Source organism: Aeromonas sp. ASNIH5, assembly GCF_002902865.1.
Classification (GTDB): domain Bacteria; phylum Pseudomonadota; class Gammaproteobacteria; order Enterobacterales; family Aeromonadaceae; genus Aeromonas; species Aeromonas caviae.
The window spans coordinates 769,360-786,600 of the sequence record NZ_CP026122.1 but is presented as its reverse complement, the minus strand read 5'-3'; the positions used below and the strand labels follow the sequence as shown (position 1 = coordinate 786,600).

The window sequence follows — 17,241 nt, the reverse complement described above, 5'->3', positions numbered from 1 at the left end:
AAAAAAGAGGCACGCATGGCGTACCTCAGGAAGTGGGTGGGTGGGCGCGCTGCTCCAGATGGGTGAGCAGGGTGATGGCGCCGATGATGATGGCCGCCCCCAGCCACAAGCGACCGGGGGGCGCCCAGCCAAATACCAGCCAGCCGGCCAGCACGTTCATGGGCAGCTTGGCAAAATCGAAAGGTTGCACGAAGGAGGCCTCTGCCACGCTGTAGGCGCGGGCGATGGACATCTGGGCCAGTGCCGACAGTACGCCAGAGGCGGCCACCAGCAGCCACTGGGTTTCGCTTGGCCACTGCCATTCAGGGAGCGCCAGCATGGCGTTGAACGGGGTGCTGAAGACGAGCAGGTAGACGACGATGGTGTGGGACGACTCGCTGGCCGCCTGATAGCGCACCAGCAAGGAGTAGCCTGCCCAGAAGAGGGCGGCCGCCACCGGCAGCAGGGAGGCAAGGGTGAAGTCGTCGGTCCAGGGGGCCAGGATCAGCATGGCGCCCACAAACCCCGCCAGGGTCGCGAGAATGCGGGCCCGGCTCACTTGCTCTTTGAGAAAGAGGGCTGATCCCAGGGTGGCAAACAGGGGGGAGGTCATCAAGAGCGCGATCCCCTGCCAGATGGGGACGGGGACCGCCAGGGCCCAGAGCCAGAACTGGATGCCGGTCACCGCCAGGGCGACCCGCAGCAGGTGCAGGCGCAGCTGGTTCGTCATCAGGGACTGGCGCAGACCGTGGCGCACCAGCCAGGGCAGCAGGCAGACCAGGGCTATCAGATATTGGTGAAAGGCGACCTGGGTCGAGGGGAGGCCGAGCGTGAAGCTGACATACTGGCTCAGGCTGTTGACGGCGGCGAAGCAGAGGCCTGCCACCATCATCCAGACGGCGCCGGCAAAGGGGGAGTGCCTGCGGGAGGAGGTCATGAGATCCGGATCACGTACAAAAAGTGCGGCGGATCATAACGGCAATCGTTTGTCATGCCAAGGGTGTGGAGTTTGATGAGCCCCTCTCTGCCGAGGAAATGCACAGACATCAAATTTTTTGAATGACTTGAGCATCTATTTTCGCTATCAGGCTTTAATGCCAGTCTTTATAGTGACCTCCATCGACAGCCTGGCTGTTCAATTGACAATCAAATGGAGTTTCACCATGGCCAATATCCTCGTTCTGAAGTCCAGCATCCTGGGCCAGTATTCCCAATCCAACGCCCTGATCGACGGCTACCTGGCCGAGCGCCAGGGTGACACCATCCAGGTACGCGATCTGGCGACCCTGAACCTGCCGGTGCTGGACGGCGAGCTGGCCATGGGCCTGCGTGGTGGCGAGAACCTGAACGAGCGTCAGCAAGCGGTGCTGGCCCAGTCCGACGAGCTGGTCGCCGAGCTCAAGGCGAGCGATCTGGTGATCATCGCGGCCCCCATGTACAACTTCAACATCCCGACCCAGTTGAAAAACTGGATCGATCTGGTGGCCCGTGCCGGCGTAACCTTCCGTTACACCGAGACCGGTCCGGTCGGCCTGGTGGAGAACACCCGCGCCCTGGTGGTCAGCCCCCGTGGCGGCATGCACGTGGGCAATGCCACCGACCTGGTGACCCCCTACATGCGTACCGTGCTGGGCTTCATCGGCATCAACGAAGTGGACTTCATCTATGCCGAAGGCATGGGCATGGGACCGGAGGCGCAAGCCAAGGGGATCGAGCAGGCCAAGGAGCAGCTGGAAACCCTGGCTTACTGATGCGACTGGGGGCCTTGGCCCCCAGTATCCTAAAACAACAACGCAGCCTTCGGGCTGCGTTGTTGTTTTTGGGCAGGCATCACGCTCTGGCGTCGTTATTCGCGCAGGAAGTGGCGGCAGCCGCTGCCGACCATCAGAAAGACCGCCACCAGGGAGGCCAGCAGCAGGGTGGTGAGCCACTGCTCGGCGCTGCTGGGGACCTGGGGGAGGAAGAGGCTGATCACCAGCAATGTGCAGAGGGTGATCAGGCTGGTTGGTCGAATGAGGCGCATCATGGGTCATCCTTGGCTGCGGGTGGTGAACAAGAGGCTAACCGCAGTCTGTGACAACAAGATGTATCCATACCTCTTGCGAACATCAACGGACCGGGTAGCCACCACCTTAGCAGCTTTTGCCGACGGAGCCAGCGGCATGGGTCGGGTTGTGATCCGGATCCCTATCTGAACTGCTTCTGATCTTCCTGATAGTGAAAATCGCCACTGGCCAGCCTGGCGACCAGGGCCTCCTTGTCGAGATCCTGCGCCCGGCAGAGATCATCGAGATCCTCGTAGTGATCACGCAACTGCATGTTGACCAGGCTCAGCAGCATGTTGACATCCATGGTGGCAAAGTTGTTCAGCTTCATGAGGGTTGCTCGTTGTCCAGCAGGTGAAGTTGTTCGATGGCATCGCTGACGCTCTGCAGGTGCAGGCGAATGCTCTGACGCGCCTCGGCCGGCAGATAGTCGGTGAGGGTGTGCTGCCAGCTTCCCGCCTCCGTCTTGAGCTGCTGGAACAGGGTGAGCCCCGCCGGGGTGAAGGAGACCAGGCTGATGCGCTTGTCCTGCACGCTGTTCTCGGTGAACAGGATGCCTTTCTCCACCAGACGATGGATCTCGCGGGAGATCCGTACCTTGTCCATGCCGCTCGCCTCCACCAGTTCCTTCTGGCTGATGGGGTAGTGGGGGCCGAGCACCATCATCAGGCGCCACTGGGGCACGGTGAGTTGGTACCGCTGCTGATAAAACTGTTCAAAGGTATCGCGCACCATCTCAGCGGCGTGAACCAGCTGATAAGGAGGGTAGTGCGCGAGCAGCTCAATGATCTTCGACATATGACATCCTGCTGTGGCGGCTGCATCGGGTGCAGTTTCTCTTGATACTTTGGCCTTGATGATACGTAACACAGGGGCATTTGTCTGACCAGTCACCAGAAAAATGTGCGTTTGCGCACGTGTTCTGTCATCGAATCGGCAATTGGGGTCTCAACTGGCCTGCTTGCCCGCACTCTTTCGCAGCCATATCAAGGCGTTGTGGGTCAGCCAGGCCTCGCGACTCTGCAAGGCGTAGAGCGCCGCCTCGTCACGGCTGCCTCCCTGCCAGCGGCGAGGCTCCTGCTTGGGCAAGCGGCGCTGGCCCAGCAAAGTGGCGGGCACATGGGGATTGACCCTCATTGCCGCCGCCAGATGAGGGCGCGCCGCCGTTTCCCCTTCGCAGACAAAGCTCATCAAGGCCTTGTTGTAGAGCAGCCAGCAGGAGGCTTCATCAAAGCGCACCAGCAGTTGTTGCAGGGCATCCCACTCCCCTTGCCAGGCATAGAGGGTGGAGAGGGGGTGGCGGCAAGCGGGCTCGTCGGCGCGGCAGAGGGCGAGCAGGGACAGGTACTCATCCCGTGCCTGCCCAAGCTGCCCAAGTCGCAGCAGGCAATCGGCTCGACCGGCCCTGGCCGCGATCAGAGGGCGTGCCTCGGGGACCTGCCAGCCATGGCCCGCGTGGGCTTGCCAGAATGCCTCATCGAACAGGAGGTTGGCATCGGCAATGATGCGCTCGAACCAGCCAAGGCGAGGGAGGGGATCGCGGCTCTCTGCCGCCAGTTCGAACCACTGCTGCCACTGGCGAGTCTGCTCGTTGTCCAGGGACGGGCTCTCTTCAGGCTCTGCCTCGTAGTGATCCTGGCCGAGCAGGAGGTTGAGGGCCGTCTTCATCTGCTGGCGTTGACGCTTGCAAAAATCGAGGAAGGGGAGCTCGCTGGCCGCAGCCTGGTGCAGCATCATGGCCATGGGCTTGTCGCGAAACAGGCAGAGCTCGGCCACCAGGCTGAAGCGATGGCGGGTCGCCGGATCGTTCAGATCGGTCGGCGCCGGCCAGCAGGCCACCCCCTGACTGAAGCCATAGCTCCATTGGCCCAGAGGATGGCGCTTGTCAAACACCTGCTCCGGGTTGTCGGTAGAGAGGCGACATTGGCTCGGCAGGGCCAGCTGCGCGTCGTCGGCCTGGGCTTCCAGCTCGGCGAGCAGGTGATGCAGCGCCTCGGCACTCTTCTCGTCCAGCGCTGCATCATGAGGCAGCAGGCCGGCCAGCGGATCTTGCCAGTCGGGGGCAACGGGCCCCGTCAGACGGGCGCACAGGAAGCCGTGCAGGGCGGGGTAACTCATCTCCTGCTGGCTGTGGGTCTGGATCCATTGATTGAGATGACGGGTACGAGTGGCTGGGTTCATCGACGCTTCCTCTGGATTTGACGGCCGCGAAGTCTACCTAAAAGTGGGGTTATTTGCAGCAAAGGGGGAACTGAATGCTGCTAATATCGTCAATCTGGCCGCCCGGGAGCGGGAAAAGAGGTCAGACACAGGGGGGAGGGGCTAGGTCCTGCTGCCGCTCTGGGGTAACATGCGCGCCTGCATGACATAAATCGGCCCCGTCCTCTCTCATCCGACGGCGGCGATGCACCTCTATATGACGGGTCTTCCATGAGATGGGCCCATCCGGATATTGAAAGAAGAGATCACCATGTTACAGATTGGCAAGATGAACACCCTGACCGTCGTCGAGATCGAGGAGCGCGGCGCCTGGCTGGCGGCGGGGGAATACGGCGAGCTGCTGCTGCCCAGGCGCCAGTTGCCGGAAGGCGTCGCCGAGGAGAGCGAGGTGTCCGTCTTCCTCTATCTGGATGCGGATTGCGAGCCGGTGATCACCACCGACAAGCCCTTCGCCATGGTGGGGGACATCGTCGGTCTCAAGGTGGTCAACGCCAACAAGATTGGTGCTTTCCTCGACTGGGGCATGAAGAAGGATCTCTTCGTACCAAGCCGCGAGCAGAACAAGCCGATGCAGGTGGGCCATGTCTATCTGGTGCATCTGATGCTGGACAACGAAGGGCGTATGGTCGGCACCAGCCGTCTGGAGCGCTTCCTGCGCATCGACCCTCCTTTCAAGAGCGGTGACGAGGTGACGGTGCTGCCGGGGGAACACACCCCCCTTGGCATCAAGGCCGTGGTCAATGGCCAGTACGCCGGCATGCTGTTCAAGAACGAGGTGTTCGGCCGCGTGATGACGGGCCGACCGCTGACCGCCTGGGTCAAGCAGGTGCGCGAAGATGGCAAGCTGGACCTGACCCTGCAAAAGCCGGGACTGGCCCGGATGGATGACGCCGGTGCGCGCATCCTGCTGCGTCTGCAAAAGCAGGGGGGCAGCCTTGCGGCGGGAGACAAGAGCGATCCTGACGTCATCTACAAGATGTTCAGCATGAGCAAGGGCACCTTCAAGAAAGCGATCGGCGGCCTCTACAAGCAGGGCAAGATCGTCATCGAGGAGCACAGCATCCGCCTCGTGGGCTCCGACACGCCGGCAGGGGACGAATAAGGTGCCGAGTCCCTGCATCGGTGACTGCCGGGCCAAAGAGGGGCTCTGCCTCGGTTGTGGCCGCACCCTGACCGAGATAGGCCAGTGGTCCGTCATGGACAGCGAGGCCCAGCTGGCCCGCATGGCCGAGCTCGATGGCTCGAAGAGCACCCATGCCTGCCCGGGCTGCGGCGAGCCGGCGTTCTGCGCCGTGTCGGCGGGGGAACCCATCGAGCGCTGCTGGTGCAGCCAGCTTCCCGCGTTGCCCATGAGCGATGCCAGCGCCTGCTGGTGTCGCCGCTGTCTGGCCAAGGCCATCGCGGCACGCCCCTGACTCGGGCAGCGCAAAAAACGAAAAAGGCGCCTGGGGCGCCTTTTCTTATGCTTGTTGCTGGCGGTGCCAGCGGATATGTACGTCGTGCTCGCTCTGATCCCGGGGGAGCAGGAAGGTGGCGTAGATCACCTCGAACTCGTCCTGATGATCCAGCAAGCCGACCCAGACCTCGGCCCAACGTGCCATGTCCACCGGCTCGCCGAGTTCGGTCGACCAGTCGGCATTGGGCAGGGTTGCCTCCACCGCGCCACGTTGCTCGAACTCGAGGGTGATGTCGACGATTTGTTCGGGGGCCAGCATGTCGGCGGCCTGCTCCAGAAACTGATCATAGGCCCACTCGACCAGCTGATCCGGGCTACGTTGTTCCATGAAATCACTCCAGATACGTCCAGGTTCGCCACTTTAACAAGTATTGGGATGGGCAGCCAGCCCGGGGGCGGTGACGCCGTGCTGTCAAATGGCGGGATCAGGGGATAAGGTTAACAGAGCCGCCAGCAGGGGCGGCGTGACGGGGCGGCCTGGCAAGATGAAGCGACGACAGTACAGAAGGCAGATCAAGCGGCGGCGCGAAACCTGGTGGTGGCACTATCTGCCCCTTCATCGGGAAACCGTCGGCGGCCATCTGGGGCCCGCCTCTGATCCGCAGGATGGCGCTACTCTGTGCCGTGGACCCGGTTCAGGGTGACTTGCCCGAGTTGACCCATCTGACGACGGATCCAGGCCGAGCGCTGTTGCACATAGGGTGAGGGGGGCTTGACCCGATAACGCCAGGGATTGGGCAGGGCGGCGGCGAGCAGGGAGGCCTCGTAGCGGGTGAGGCGTATCGCCGGTTTGCCGAAGTAGTGCCTGGCGGCCGCCTCGGCGCCATAGATCCCGGGTCCGAACTCCACGATGTTGAGATACACCTCGAGAATGCGGGACTTGTCCCAGCCCAGCTCCATCAGCAGGGTGAACCAGGCCTCTATTCCCTTGCGCAGGAAGCTGCGATCGCTCCACATGAAGAGGTTCTTGGCGGTTTGCTGGCTGAGGGTGCTGGCACCGCGCACCCGCCCGCTGTGCTGGTTGTGCCTGAAGGCCGAGCTGATGGCATCCATGTCAAAACCGTGATGTTCGGCAAAGCGCTGATCCTCGGCGGCGATCACCGCCAGTTGCAGCTCCCGGGAAATCTGCTCAAGCGGCACCCAGTCGTGCTTCACCTCGGCCACCTTGGCAGGGGGAAACAGGGCGCGTTCGAGTCGCCAGGTCCACATGGGGGGGTCGATAAAGCGCAGCAGCGCGACCGAGACGATGGTGCTCGCAAAGGCGGCCAGCAGCAGCTTGCCGAGCCAGCCCAGCAGTCGCCGTCTGCGCGAAGGCCTCACGGGCTCGGGCCCGCCGTCCCAGTCATAGTGGCCAGGATCATCGGGATCCGGAATTATTGGGGCAGCCATTCGATGTGGCAGAACTTCTCGTCGACGCGGCGGGAGAGCAGCATGCGGGCAAACAGGTGCTCGTACTCTTCTTGTTCGTTGCCAAGGCCGACCCAGATCTCGGCATAATCGGCGTCGCTCACCTCAAATCCCACGTCGGCCGCCCAGTCGTCGGCGGGATCGGTCTCCGCCAGCAGGCCGCGGTCGTTGAACTCCTGATTGAAGCGGACGATCTCCTGCTCGGGCAGGTTGTCGGAGGCCAGCTCCATGAAGAGTTCGAGGGCGGTGTCGAGCAGTTCCTCGACGCTGTGCATTTCGTCATTCAAAGACATAAAAGCCGTGTTCCAGATAAGGGGAGAGGGAAAGTCCGTCGGCAGCGCCTCGGGGTGCGCGGTATTCTAGCTGGCCCTGATGCCCTTGGCGAGATGCCGGGACGCCAGGCATTAAAAAACCGGATCCTGGGAAAGGATCCGGTCTTCATTGGGGGAAGGGGTCGCGCATGGTGCGTCAGCTCATCCCTTCTTCTGGTCGTCGGCGAAGGTGATGTTGAGCTCCAGCACCGACAACTCGTCACTCTTCTGATCAAGCTGGACGGTGATCTTGTCCGGGTCGATCTGCACGTATTTGCGGATCACGTCGAGGATGTCCTGCTTGAGCTGGGGCAGGTAATCCGGCCCCCCTCTGGATGAACGCTCGTGAGCCACGATGATCTGCAACCGCTCTTTGGCCAGTTGTGCGGTGTTCTGTTTCTTGTTGGAACGAAAATAATCCAATAATGACATGCTTAACTCCCGAACAGTCGGCTAAAGAAGCCTTTCTTCTCTTCTTCCAGAAAACGGAAATCCTTGGTGTCACCCAAGAGGCGGGCGACGGCGTCCTCGTAGGCCTGACCGGCATCGGACTCCTTGTCCAGAATGACCGGCTCGCCGGAGTTGGAGGCGCGCAGCACCGCCTGGGACTCCGGGATCACCCCGAGCAGTTTGATGGCCAGGATCTCCTGTACGTCCTGCACGCTCAGCATGTCGCCGCGGTTGACGCGGGTCGGGCAGTAGCGGGTCAGCAGCAGGTGCTCCTTGATGGGATCCTCACCGCGCTCGGCACGGCGGGACTTGGAGGCCAGGATACCGAGGATGCGATCCGAGTCACGCACGGAAGAGACTTCCGGGTTGGTGGTGACGATGGCCTCGTCGGCGAAATAGAGCGCCATCAGGGCGCCGGATTCGATACCGGCGGGGGAGTCGCAGACGATGTAGTCAAACTGCATCTCCGCCAGCTGATCCAGGATCTTCTCCACCCCTTCACGGGTCAGGGCATCCTTGTCCCGGGTCTGGGAGGCGGGCAGGATGAACAGGTTTTCGCAACGCTTGTCCTTGATGAGGGCCTGGTTGAGGTTGGCTTCCCCGTTGATGACGTTGACGAAGTCATAGACCACGCGCCGCTCGCAACCCATGATGAGGTCCAGGTTTCTCAGACCAATGTCAAAATCGATGACCACGGTCTTGTGGCCACGCTGGGCCAGACCGGTGCTCAGTGCCGCGCTGGTTGTCGTCTTGCCAACGCCACCCTTGCCCGATGTAACGACTATGATTCGCGCCATTCTCGCTTCCTTGTAACTCTATTTGATTCGGTCTATACGAAGTTGTTCATTGTCGAGCCGGATATGGACCGGCTCTTGTATCACGCCTGCAGGCAATGCATCGCTGAGCTGGAAGGTGCCCGCGATGGAGAGCAGCTCGGCCTGCAATTGCTGGCAATAAATGCGGGCCTTGGGATTGCCCTTGGCCCCTGCGATGGCTCGGCCACGCAGGGCACCATAAACATGGATGCTGTCATCGGCGATGACTTCGGCGCCAGGGCTCACCGAGCCCAGCACCACCAGCGAGGTGCCGGCTGCATAGATCTGCTGACCGGAGCGCACCGGGCCCACGTGGACCTTGCTTGCCTCCACGGGCGCTGGCACCGGGGGAACCGGTGCGGCCTCCACTGGCTTGGGCTCAGGCACTGGCGGTGTCGGCTCAGGTTCTGCCTTGCGGCTCTTGCCTGACACCATGACGGCGAGGCCTGCCGCCTTGGCGGCCGTCTTCATCGCCTCGTCCCGCGCCCCCGTGATCCCGACCAGCACGAAGTCTTCCGACTCGACCAGCTCCCTGAGCTGTTCGAAATCGGGGATCGCCTCGAGGCGTTCCACATTGAGGACGAGGGGGGCACAATTAAAAAACTGGGGGGCCTGCGCGACCTTGGCCTCCAGCAGTTGTCGGATCCGGGCCGGATTGCCATCGCTGAGATGCAACACAGAAATAGTGAAGGTGGTCCCTTTCAATTCGTTATCGCGTTCAACCATGAATCTTCCCCGAACCGAGACGGTAATACGTTATTGTTATTCAATTCCTGATGTTATAGTTTGCCACCACCAGAGGCAATAAACCCGTCGGATTATATCAATTTCCATGTTGTGTGCAGTCTATAAAAGTCGCAAAAAAGCCGAGACCTATCTCTTTATTGAACGAAGAGAGGACTTTTCCCGCGTTCCCGAGGTGCTGATGAGTACCTTCGGGCGTCCCGAACTGGTCCTGATGACCAAGCTGGACCCGGCCAAGCCCCTGGGGCTGGCCTCCACGGAGCGGGTGATGGCCGCCCTGAAGAGCCAGGGCTTTTATCTGCAGGTGCCACCGCCACCGGAAAACCTGCTGGAGCAGCACAAGGCGCAATTAAAGGGCGCACGATGAGGGCGGGGCGGCTGGCACTGCTGTTGTCAGGCGCCCTGTCGGGATCGCCGGTGCAGGCCGGCCCCGATTTTGACCAGTACGTGGCAAGCCTCAAAGAGCAGGCGCTGGCGGCGGGCATGTTGCCCGAGACGGTGAGTGCGGCCTTTGCGGATGTCCACCTTGTCGATGCCGTCATCAGGCACGACAAAAATCAGCCGGAATTCAAACTGACCCTGGACACATATATTCCCCGGGCGGTGCCGGAATGGAAAGTCAAGCAAGCCCAAACCTTATATCGCCAGCATTTGCCGCTGCTCACAAAAATAGGCCGGGAATATGGGGTACAGCCCCGCTTTATTGTTGCCTTGTGGGGAATTGAAACCAATTTCGGCAAAATAACCGGCCATTATCCCCTTATCTCTTCTCTCTCGACCCTGGCCTGGGACGGTCGCCGTGAAGCCTTCTTCAAAGGCGAGTTGTTCGATGCCCTGCGCATTCTGGAGCAGGGACATGTGAACCCCGCCAACTTCAAGGGATCCTGGGCGGGGGCCATGGGACAGGTGCAGTTCATGCCCTCGTCATTCCTGCGATACGCGGTGGATCAGGACGGGGACGGCAAGAAGGATCTCTGGGGCAATCTCGCGGATGTATTTGGATCGGCTGCCAATTATCTGAGCCAGAACGGCTGGCGCGAAGACCAGACCTGGGGACGGCGGGTGAGGGTGCCAGAACGCCTGGACCCCGCCTTGCTGGGACTTGATACCCGCAAGTCCCTGGCGACCTGGCAGGCCCTCGGGGTTCGCCAGCAGGACGGCTCACCTCTGCCTGCGGTCGACATGCAGGCCTCCCTCATCCGCCCCGACGATATTCACGGGCGAAGCTACCTTGCCTATGACAATTACCGGGTACTGCGTCACTGGAATCGCTCCCCCTATTTCGTGGTGGCCGTCGGCACCCTGGCCGATCGCATCGTGAAATAGCTCTCCCCCGTTTTCCTGTCACGGCGAACGGGTGGAGGTGATATGCCCGTCTCTTTTTATCCCTTGTCGGCCTCCCTTTATTCAGGAACGTCGCCCTTTAAATCGCGACCAAAAAAAAGGTTCATCGCGGCTTTCCGGGGAAGGCCGCCTTGATTTTCAGAAAAAAGTATTCTGAGTCCCTAAATCCATATGCCATACGCTTTATCACTTTGATCTTGTTGTTCACCCCTTCCAGCACACTCGTGTGCATCGGGTAGTTTGCACTCGCCAGGATCCCCCGCATATATTTCGATAAATTTCGACCAAATCGTTGCAGCGGCGCTAGCCCGCTTTCCTTCACCTGCCGCATCCAGCTCCGCCATCGTCGCCATCCTTCCCACACGCTCGGCGCATACCAGATGCCCTTCAACCCCTCTTTCAGCACGTACACCATCGCCAGCGGTTGATTCGCCGCCAACAGCTCCTGCAACTTCACATCCTGTTTTTCACTCAACTTCGCCCGATTACGTAGCAGCAACCAACGCGCACTTTTGACCACTTTTCGCGCCGGTTTATCGCTTTTCAGTGCATTCGCCTGCTCCACTCGCACCCGGTCCACCACCTCTCGGCCATAGCGAGCCACCACGTGGAACAGGTCGTAGACCACCTCCGCCTGCGGGCAGTGTTGCTTCACCTCCAGGTCGAACGCCGTGTTCATGTCCATCGCCACCGCTTCAATCTGCTGGCATCGCTCGCCGAGCTGCTCGAAGAAGGGACGGATAGCGGCCCGGCTGTTGCCGTGCCCCACCCACAGGACGCGGGTTCGCTCGGCATCCATGATCACGGTGGCATAGCGGTGTCCCTTGTGCAGGGCAAACTCATCCATCACCAGCCGCCGCACCTCCCCAAGTTCGATGGTGCCCACACTGGTCTGCAAACGGCGCTTGTCGATCTCCTTGATGGTGTGCCAACCGACCCCGGTGAGCTGGCTGACATGGCGGATGGGGAGGTACTGAACGAGCGCTTCAATCCAGCACTGCATGCGCCGGGTGAGGCGGGAGCCAGAGGGGAGCCAGTCGATATGTTCACTGACGCGACCACAGCGCAGACAGTCGACGCGGCGAACAGGCAGTTGTAACCAGACTTGTCGGTCAAATAGGTCTCGCTCACGCACCCGGCGGATACGTTGGTCGTGGATCAATGGCGTGGGTTGCAGGCATCGGCGACAACGGGGCAACAGGTCGGCGCGAGGCTCAAGGGTAAACAGGGTGTGATGGTTGGCAGAAAGCGCTTGGGCGATGACGGTATAACCTGGCCAGAAGGAGGCAATATCAATATGATGCACGGCGACAGCAGGGTGATGGTGGTGGTGTGTTTGGAGACAGCCAGTTTACCAGCACCCTGTCTGTCAACTTCCACTTCCCCAAGATCCCGCGAAGAACCAAAAAAAAGCGGGAATATATCCCGCTTTTTTCATGTCATCGCGACTCGGCGTTAGTCGCAGGCAACCTGCATCACCTTGATGGCCAGGCCACCGCGGGAGGTCTCGCGGTACTTGGAGTCCATGTCCTTGCCGGTGATGTACATGGTCTCGATCACCTTGTCCAGCGACACGCGCGGCTTGGAGGTGCGACGCAGGGCCATGCGGGAGGCGTTGACCGCCTTCATGGCGGCGATGGCGTTGCGCTCGATGCAGGGTACCTGTACCTGGCCGGCCACCGGGTCGCAGGTCAGACCCAGGTTGTGTTCCATGCCGATCTCGGCGGCTTCACAGACGTGCTCGGGGCTGCCGCCCATCAGCTCGGTCAGGCCGGCGGCGGCCATGGAGCAGGAGACGCCCACTTCACCCTGGCAGCCCACTTCGGCGCCGGAGATGGACGCGTTCATCTTGTAGAGCATGCCGACGGCGGCAGCGGCCAGATAGAAGCGGGTGTACTCGTCGCGGCCCACCGGCTGGATGAACTTGTCGTAGTAGGCCAGCACGGCCGGGATGATGCCGGCGGCGCCGTTGGTCGGCGCGGTGACGACGCGGCCACCGGCGGCGTTCTCTTCACTCACCGCCAGGGCGAACATGTTGACCCAGTCCACGATGTTCATGGGATCGTTGGAGAGGTTCTCGTTGGTGGTCAGCTGGCGGTAGAGCGGCGCGGCGCGGCGCGGTACGCGCAGCGGGCCGGAGAGGACGCCCTCGGTGCGGCAGCCGCGCTCGATCCCTTCCCGCATGGTGGTCCAGATCTTGCCGAGCTTCTTGTAGATCTCTTCCGGGGTGTTGAAGCACTTCTCGTTTTCCATCATCAGGGCGGAGATGGAGAGACCGCTCTGGCTGCAGTGGGCGATGAGCTCGGCGGCACTCTTGAAGGGATAGCTGACGGACATGTCGCCGCTGTCACCCTTGCCAAAGTTCTCTTCGTCGACGATGAAGCCACCGCCGATGGAGTAGTAGGTCTTGCTGTAGACGGCGTCATCTTCGATGAAGGCGGTCAGCCTCATGCCGTTTTCGTGCAGGGGCAGGGCCTCGTCATGGAAGATCATGGCGCCCTTGGGGAAGCTGACGGTGTGGCAGTGCAGGCCGATGGGCAGACGACCGGTCTGCTCCACGCGGGAGATGAATTCGGGGATGGCGTCGATGTCGACGTTCTCTGGCAGGTTGCCCGCCAGACCCATGATGATGGCGGTATCCGTGTGGTGGCCTTTGCCGGTCCAGGAGAGGGAGCCATAGACATCGACCTGGATCCGGGTGATGTCACGGATCTTGCCGCCAGCACGCAGTTCATCCACGAACTGTTTGGCTGCCTTCATGGGGCCGACAGTGTGGGAAGAGGAGGGGCCAACACCGATTTTGAAGATATCAAAAACGCTGATCATGTAACAATTACCTCAGGGTAGAAGGGGGCGCCATGCCCACTCGCAGAAAAGGGATCCATGGGACGGGTCTGTCGTCACAAAGGCCAGGGAACCGGATAACCACAGTGTAACGGTTCAATGCCTAAAAAAAGTTGAAACAGATCTATTTTTGTTGAATTCGTGGCGCGAGTATAAAATTTATTTTGATGGTTATCCATTTTGTTAAGCGCCAGACAAACGTTTTGCAAAAAAATACCCGGCGATGCCGGGTATTCGAGTGCCATATGCGGCTTTATCACAGAGGCTTAACACTCGGTGATGTTGACGGCAAGGCCGCCCCGGGCGGTCTCCTTGTACTTGGTCTTCATGTCGTTGCCGGTTTCCCACATGGTTCTGATCACCTTGTCCAGCGACACCTTGTGCTCACCGGTGCCGCGCAGGGCGAGGCGGGCGGCATTGATCGCCTTGACCGCGCCCATGGCGTTGCGCTCGATGCAGGGCACCTGCACCAGACCACCGACGGGATCGCAGGTCAGCCCGAGATTGTGCTCCATGCCGATCTCGGCGGCATTCTCGACGATGGCGGGGCTGGCGCCCAGCAGCTCGGCCAGGGCACCAGCGGCCATGGAGCAGGCCACGCCGACCTCGCCCTGACAGCCCACCTCGGCCCCCGAGAGGGAGGCATTCTTCTTGTAGAGGATGCCGATGGCCGCGGCAGTGAGGAAGTACTGCATCAGCAGCTCGTCATCCACCTTGCGCACGAAGCGATCGTAATAGTGCAACACGGCGGGGATGATGCCGGCGGCGCCGTTGGTCGGCGCCGTCACCACCCGGCCTCCGGCGGCGTTCTCCTCGTTGACGGCCAGCGCAAAGAGGTCCACCCACTCCATCACCATCAGCGGATCCTTGTTGAAATTGGTCTCGCCACAGAGCTGGCGATAGAGGGCGGGAGCCCGGCGCTTGACCTTGAGGCCGCCTGGCAGCACCCCCTCGCTCTTGCAGCCACGCTCCACACACCCCTGCATCGCCTGCCAGATCTTGCGAAGCCCGGCCTTGATCTCCGCTTCCGAGCGAAACACCTTCTCGTTGGCCAGCATCAGCCCCGAGATGGAGAGGCCGCTCTCCTGGCACTGGGCCAGCAGTTCGGCGCCGCTCTCGAAGGGATAGGGGATGGGGTGGGCGGCATCGAAGCGGGCCGCCTCTTCCCGGGCGTTGGCGAAGTGACTCTCCTCGATGATGAAACCGCCCCCGATGGAGTAGTAGGTCTGCTCGAACACAAGGGTGTCACCCTCATAGGCGCGCAATGTCATGCCGTTGGAGTGGGCGGGAAGGGTCTTGCGTCGGTTGAAGAGGATGGCGCCGATGCGGGGAAATTCGCTGGGTTGCTCGCCGCCCAGGCAGAGGGTCTGGGTCTGCTCTACCTGGGCGAGGAAGGCGGGAATGGCCTCGATGTCCACGGATTCGGGTTCAAATCCGGCCAGTCCCAGGATGATGGCCTTGCCGGTGCCGTGCCCCTTGCCGGTCTGGCCAAGTGAGCCGTAGCACTCGACGACGACGCGTCCGGTACGGGAGAGGAGTGCGTTCGCTTTGAGGGTCTGGATGAAGGCGCAGGCGGCCCGCATCGGTCCCACGGTATGGGAGGAGGAGGGGCCTATCCCGATGGAAAACATGTCGAAGACACTGATCATGACGTACTCCAATTATGGATTTCGTCTAAACATTGTAAATTTTTTGTAGTCGTTGAAAAGGGGGGAGATAGCGGGGTGTGATGGCGGTAGGGAAATGGGCGTGGGAGAGGCGCGCCATGGGGGAGCCGCTCGGCATCCCATGGCGCCCGTGATAAATCAGTCGAGGAACTCGCACAGATAGGCGGAGGCGATCTTCACTTCCAGCTTGAAGGAGGAGTGACCGGCCACGTCGAAGGATTCCCCCTGCTGGTAGGTGTGCCACTCATCTTCGTCGGCCAGCTGGATGGTGAGGGCGCCCTTGATCACCGTCATGCGCTCCGGGGCGGCGGTATTGAACAGGTACTCGCCCGCTTCCATCACACCAACGGTAGCTTTCTCGCCTTTTTGCTCGAAACCGATAGATTTAACATTTCCGTCAAAATACTCGTTAACTTTCAGCATCTTTTCTTCCCTGTATGCACGTTTGCAGAGCCAACGTAGCACACTGTTTTGGATGTTGTCATGGTAAAAGGAGCAAAAACAGCCGTGTCTCTTTTGAGGCTTTACTTTCTCATAAAGTTATCAATGCATTTCGTTAACGGATTCTGATGTAAAACGAGGCGCAAATATGAGATAAAGCGCACCGCCAGAGCAATGGAGAGGATTTGACGCTCTGGGTGGTCATTTACGCTATAAAAGTGTGAGTAATTGCTAAATAAAGGAACATTCTGTGTTAACAAAAGGATTAATCAAAAACATCGGCTTCCAGGTAGTGGTGGCCATGGTGCTGGGCGCACTGGTCGGGGCGCTCATGGGAGAGCAAGCCACGGTGTTTGCGCCGCTCGGCACCCTGTTTATCCAGCTGATCAAGATGCTGGTGATCCCGCTGGTGGCGGTGGCCATCCTGTCCGGGGCCGCCAACCTGGGGGCCAGCCCCGCTGCTGGCAAGATTGGCGTCACCACGCTCGCCTTCTTCCTCGGCACCTCCGCACTGGCGGTGTTCCTGGCGCTGGTGATGGGTCAGGTGTTCAAACCTGGTGTGGGCGTTGACTTTGGCGCCACTGCGGCCATGTTCTCCGGCGACTACGCCGACAAGGGTGCACTGCCCGATGCGGTGGCCACCCTGCTTGGCATGATCCCGATCAACGTGTTCAGCGCCTTGAACGAGGCCAACATCCTGCAGATCCTGGTGTTCTGCATGTTCCTCGGCATCGCCCTGGCCAAGCAGCCCCGTGAGCGCGCCAAGCCGCTGGTAGACGGGCTCAACACCCTGGTGGACGCCTTCGTCTGGATGATCAACAAGGTGATGCTGATCGCCCCCATCGGCGTCTTCGGCCTGATGGCCGACGCCATCGGCACCTACGGCTTCGACGTGCTGACTCTGGTGCTCAAGCTGTTCGTCGTCTATGTCGCCGCCATCCTCATCTTCGGCTTCGTGGTCTATCCGCTGCTGATCGCGTTCTTCTCCAACACGCCGGTACGCAAGTACTTCTCCGCGATGAAGAAGCCGCAGATCGTGGCCTTCTCCACCGCCTCTTCCATGGCGACCCTGCCGGTCAACATGGAGACCTGCGAGCGCGATCTGAAGGTGACCAACGCCACCGCTTCCTTCGTGCTGCCGCTGGGCGCCACCATCAATATGAGCGGCAATGCCATCTATTACGGCCTGGTCGCCATCTTCTTCGCCCAGGTCTATAACATCGATCTTTCCATGGGTGCCTGGGCGGCGATCATCGTCACCTCTACCCTGGGTGCCATCGGTCAGGCCGGTGTACCGGGCCCGAGCTTCCTGGTGGTTGCCGTGCTGCTGGCGGCCGGGATCCCCATCGAGGGTCTGCCGCTGCTGTTCGCGCTGGATCGTCTGTTCGACATGATCCGCACCGCGCTGAACATCACCGGCGATGCGGCCTGTGCCATCATCGTCGATCGCTACAGCCCGGATTACGATCCGAACCGCTGGAGCAAGGAGGCCTGATATCGGTCGTCCACGATGCATGA

General features: G+C 60.9%; 21 protein-coding genes. 6 read left to right on the top strand and 15 right to left on the bottom strand.

The genetic code is table 11. The features are described 5' to 3' along the window. Positions 1-25 precede the first annotated feature (25 nt). Complete coding sequence (locus tag C2U30_RS03505; RefSeq protein ID WP_103243180.1) at positions 26-916, bottom strand: DMT family transporter; 891 nt, start codon at positions 914-916, stop codon at positions 26-28. Between the two features lie 226 nt (positions 917-1,142). On the opposite strand from C2U30_RS03505, the gene C2U30_RS03500 reads away from it, so the two are divergent. Next, positions 1,143-1,730 (top strand): FMN-dependent NADH-azoreductase, encoded by a 588-nt coding sequence (locus tag C2U30_RS03500; protein ID WP_039039094.1) that lies wholly within the window; start codon positions 1,143-1,145, stop codon positions 1,728-1,730. A gap of 95 nt (positions 1,731-1,825) precedes the next feature. Here the strand turns inward: C2U30_RS03500 and C2U30_RS03495 are convergent, their stop codons facing one another. The 4 genes from C2U30_RS03495 to C2U30_RS03480 all read right to left on the bottom strand — a co-directional run bounded on the left by C2U30_RS03495 (position 1,826) and on the right by C2U30_RS03480 (position 4,205). Further along, positions 1,826-2,005, bottom strand: coding sequence for a hypothetical protein (locus C2U30_RS03495; protein ID WP_041215220.1), 180 nt, complete (start codon positions 2,003-2,005; stop codon positions 1,826-1,828). Positions 2,006-2,166: 161 nt separating this feature from the next. Continuing rightward, positions 2,167-2,355 carry a DUF4250 domain-containing protein gene (locus C2U30_RS03490; RefSeq protein ID WP_043155974.1) on the bottom strand — a complete coding sequence of 63 codons (189 nt, stop codon included), beginning with the start codon at positions 2,353-2,355 and terminating at the stop codon, positions 2,167-2,169. Beyond that, positions 2,352-2,822: a MarR family winged helix-turn-helix transcriptional regulator gene (locus tag C2U30_RS03485; RefSeq protein WP_010674639.1), complete on the bottom strand. Its 471-nt coding sequence runs from the start codon at positions 2,820-2,822 to the stop codon at positions 2,352-2,354. The genes C2U30_RS03490 and C2U30_RS03485 overlap by 4 nt, the downstream gene beginning before the upstream one ends. 150 nt (positions 2,823-2,972) lie before the next feature. Next, entirely contained in the window at positions 2,973-4,205 is a 1,233-nt protein-coding gene (locus C2U30_RS03480; RefSeq protein ID WP_103243179.1) for a UPF0149 family protein, read from the bottom strand. A 271-nt stretch (positions 4,206-4,476) separates the two neighbouring features. Here C2U30_RS03480 and C2U30_RS03475 point away from each other — a divergent pair, with 271 nt between their 5' ends. Next, positions 4,477-5,346, top strand: a complete 870-nt coding sequence (locus C2U30_RS03475) for a CvfB family protein (RefSeq protein WP_103243178.1) — start codon at positions 4,477-4,479, stop codon at positions 5,344-5,346. A 1-nt stretch (position 5,347) separates the two neighbouring features. After that, positions 5,348-5,659, top strand: coding sequence for a DUF1289 domain-containing protein (locus tag C2U30_RS03470; protein WP_042863822.1), 312 nt, complete (start codon positions 5,348-5,350; stop codon positions 5,657-5,659). A 45-nt stretch (positions 5,660-5,704) separates the two neighbouring features. On the opposite strand, the gene C2U30_RS03465 is transcribed toward C2U30_RS03470, so the two are convergent. The 6 genes from C2U30_RS03465 to minC form a co-directional block, all read right to left on the bottom strand. Further along, positions 5,705-6,028, bottom strand: coding sequence for an HI1450 family dsDNA-mimic protein (locus tag C2U30_RS03465; RefSeq protein WP_010674643.1), 324 nt, complete (start codon positions 6,026-6,028; stop codon positions 5,705-5,707). 284 nt (positions 6,029-6,312) lie between these two features. Then, positions 6,313-7,020 carry a monofunctional biosynthetic peptidoglycan transglycosylase gene (mtgA, locus tag C2U30_RS03455; protein WP_103244638.1) on the bottom strand — a complete coding sequence of 236 codons (708 nt, stop codon included), beginning with the start codon at positions 7,018-7,020 and terminating at the stop codon, positions 6,313-6,315. A gap of 53 nt (positions 7,021-7,073) precedes the next feature. Further along, positions 7,074-7,400, bottom strand: coding sequence for an HI1450 family dsDNA-mimic protein (locus C2U30_RS03450; protein WP_029314491.1), 327 nt, complete (start codon positions 7,398-7,400; stop codon positions 7,074-7,076). 180 nt (positions 7,401-7,580) lie between these two features. Then, positions 7,581-7,850, bottom strand: coding sequence for a cell division topological specificity factor MinE (minE, locus tag C2U30_RS03445; protein ID WP_010674646.1), 270 nt, complete (start codon positions 7,848-7,850; stop codon positions 7,581-7,583). A 2-nt stretch (positions 7,851-7,852) separates the two neighbouring features. Further along, positions 7,853-8,665: a septum site-determining protein MinD gene (minD, locus tag C2U30_RS03440; protein ID WP_010674647.1), complete on the bottom strand. Its 813-nt coding sequence runs from the start codon at positions 8,663-8,665 to the stop codon at positions 7,853-7,855. A gap of 18 nt (positions 8,666-8,683) precedes the next feature. After that, entirely contained in the window at positions 8,684-9,409 is a 726-nt protein-coding gene (gene minC / locus C2U30_RS03435) for a septum site-determining protein MinC (RefSeq protein WP_039039101.1), read from the bottom strand. A 106-nt stretch (positions 9,410-9,515) separates the two neighbouring features. Between minC and C2U30_RS03430 the strand changes: the two genes are divergently transcribed. Continuing rightward, positions 9,516-9,794: a YcgL domain-containing protein gene (locus C2U30_RS03430; protein WP_029314494.1), complete on the top strand. Its 279-nt coding sequence runs from the start codon at positions 9,516-9,518 to the stop codon at positions 9,792-9,794. Continuing rightward, a complete protein-coding gene (locus tag C2U30_RS03425) occupies positions 9,791-10,753 on the top strand; it encodes a lytic murein transglycosylase (RefSeq protein ID WP_103243177.1) in 963 nt (320 codons plus the stop codon). The genes C2U30_RS03430 and C2U30_RS03425 overlap by 4 nt, the downstream gene beginning before the upstream one ends. A 121-nt stretch (positions 10,754-10,874) precedes the next feature. Here C2U30_RS03425 and C2U30_RS03420 read toward each other — a convergent pair whose 3' ends face one another. From C2U30_RS03420 to ppnP, 4 genes are all read right to left on the bottom strand, one after another. Further along, entirely contained in the window at positions 10,875-12,077 is a 1,203-nt protein-coding gene (locus C2U30_RS03420; RefSeq protein WP_076611394.1) for an ISL3-like element ISAeme19 family transposase, read from the bottom strand. A 149-nt stretch (positions 12,078-12,226) separates the two neighbouring features. Next, positions 12,227-13,597 (bottom strand): L-serine ammonia-lyase, encoded by a 1,371-nt coding sequence (locus tag C2U30_RS03415; RefSeq protein ID WP_039039104.1) that lies wholly within the window; start codon positions 13,595-13,597, stop codon positions 12,227-12,229. A 284-nt stretch (positions 13,598-13,881) separates the two neighbouring features. Next, the gene (locus tag C2U30_RS03405) at positions 13,882-15,264 is read right to left on the bottom strand and encodes an L-serine ammonia-lyase (RefSeq protein ID WP_010674652.1); all 1,383 of its coding nucleotides are present in this window, start codon (positions 15,262-15,264) and stop codon (positions 13,882-13,884) included. 156 nt (positions 15,265-15,420) lie between these two features. Next, the gene (ppnP, locus tag C2U30_RS03400) at positions 15,421-15,705 is read right to left on the bottom strand and encodes a pyrimidine/purine nucleoside phosphorylase (protein WP_010674653.1); all 285 of its coding nucleotides are present in this window, start codon (positions 15,703-15,705) and stop codon (positions 15,421-15,423) included. 268 nt (positions 15,706-15,973) lie between these two features. On the opposite strand from ppnP, the gene C2U30_RS03395 reads away from it, so the two are divergent. Beyond that, positions 15,974-17,218 (top strand): dicarboxylate/amino acid:cation symporter, encoded by a 1,245-nt coding sequence (locus C2U30_RS03395; protein ID WP_103243176.1) that lies wholly within the window; start codon positions 15,974-15,976, stop codon positions 17,216-17,218. The last annotated feature ends 23 nt before the right edge of the window (positions 17,219-17,241 follow it).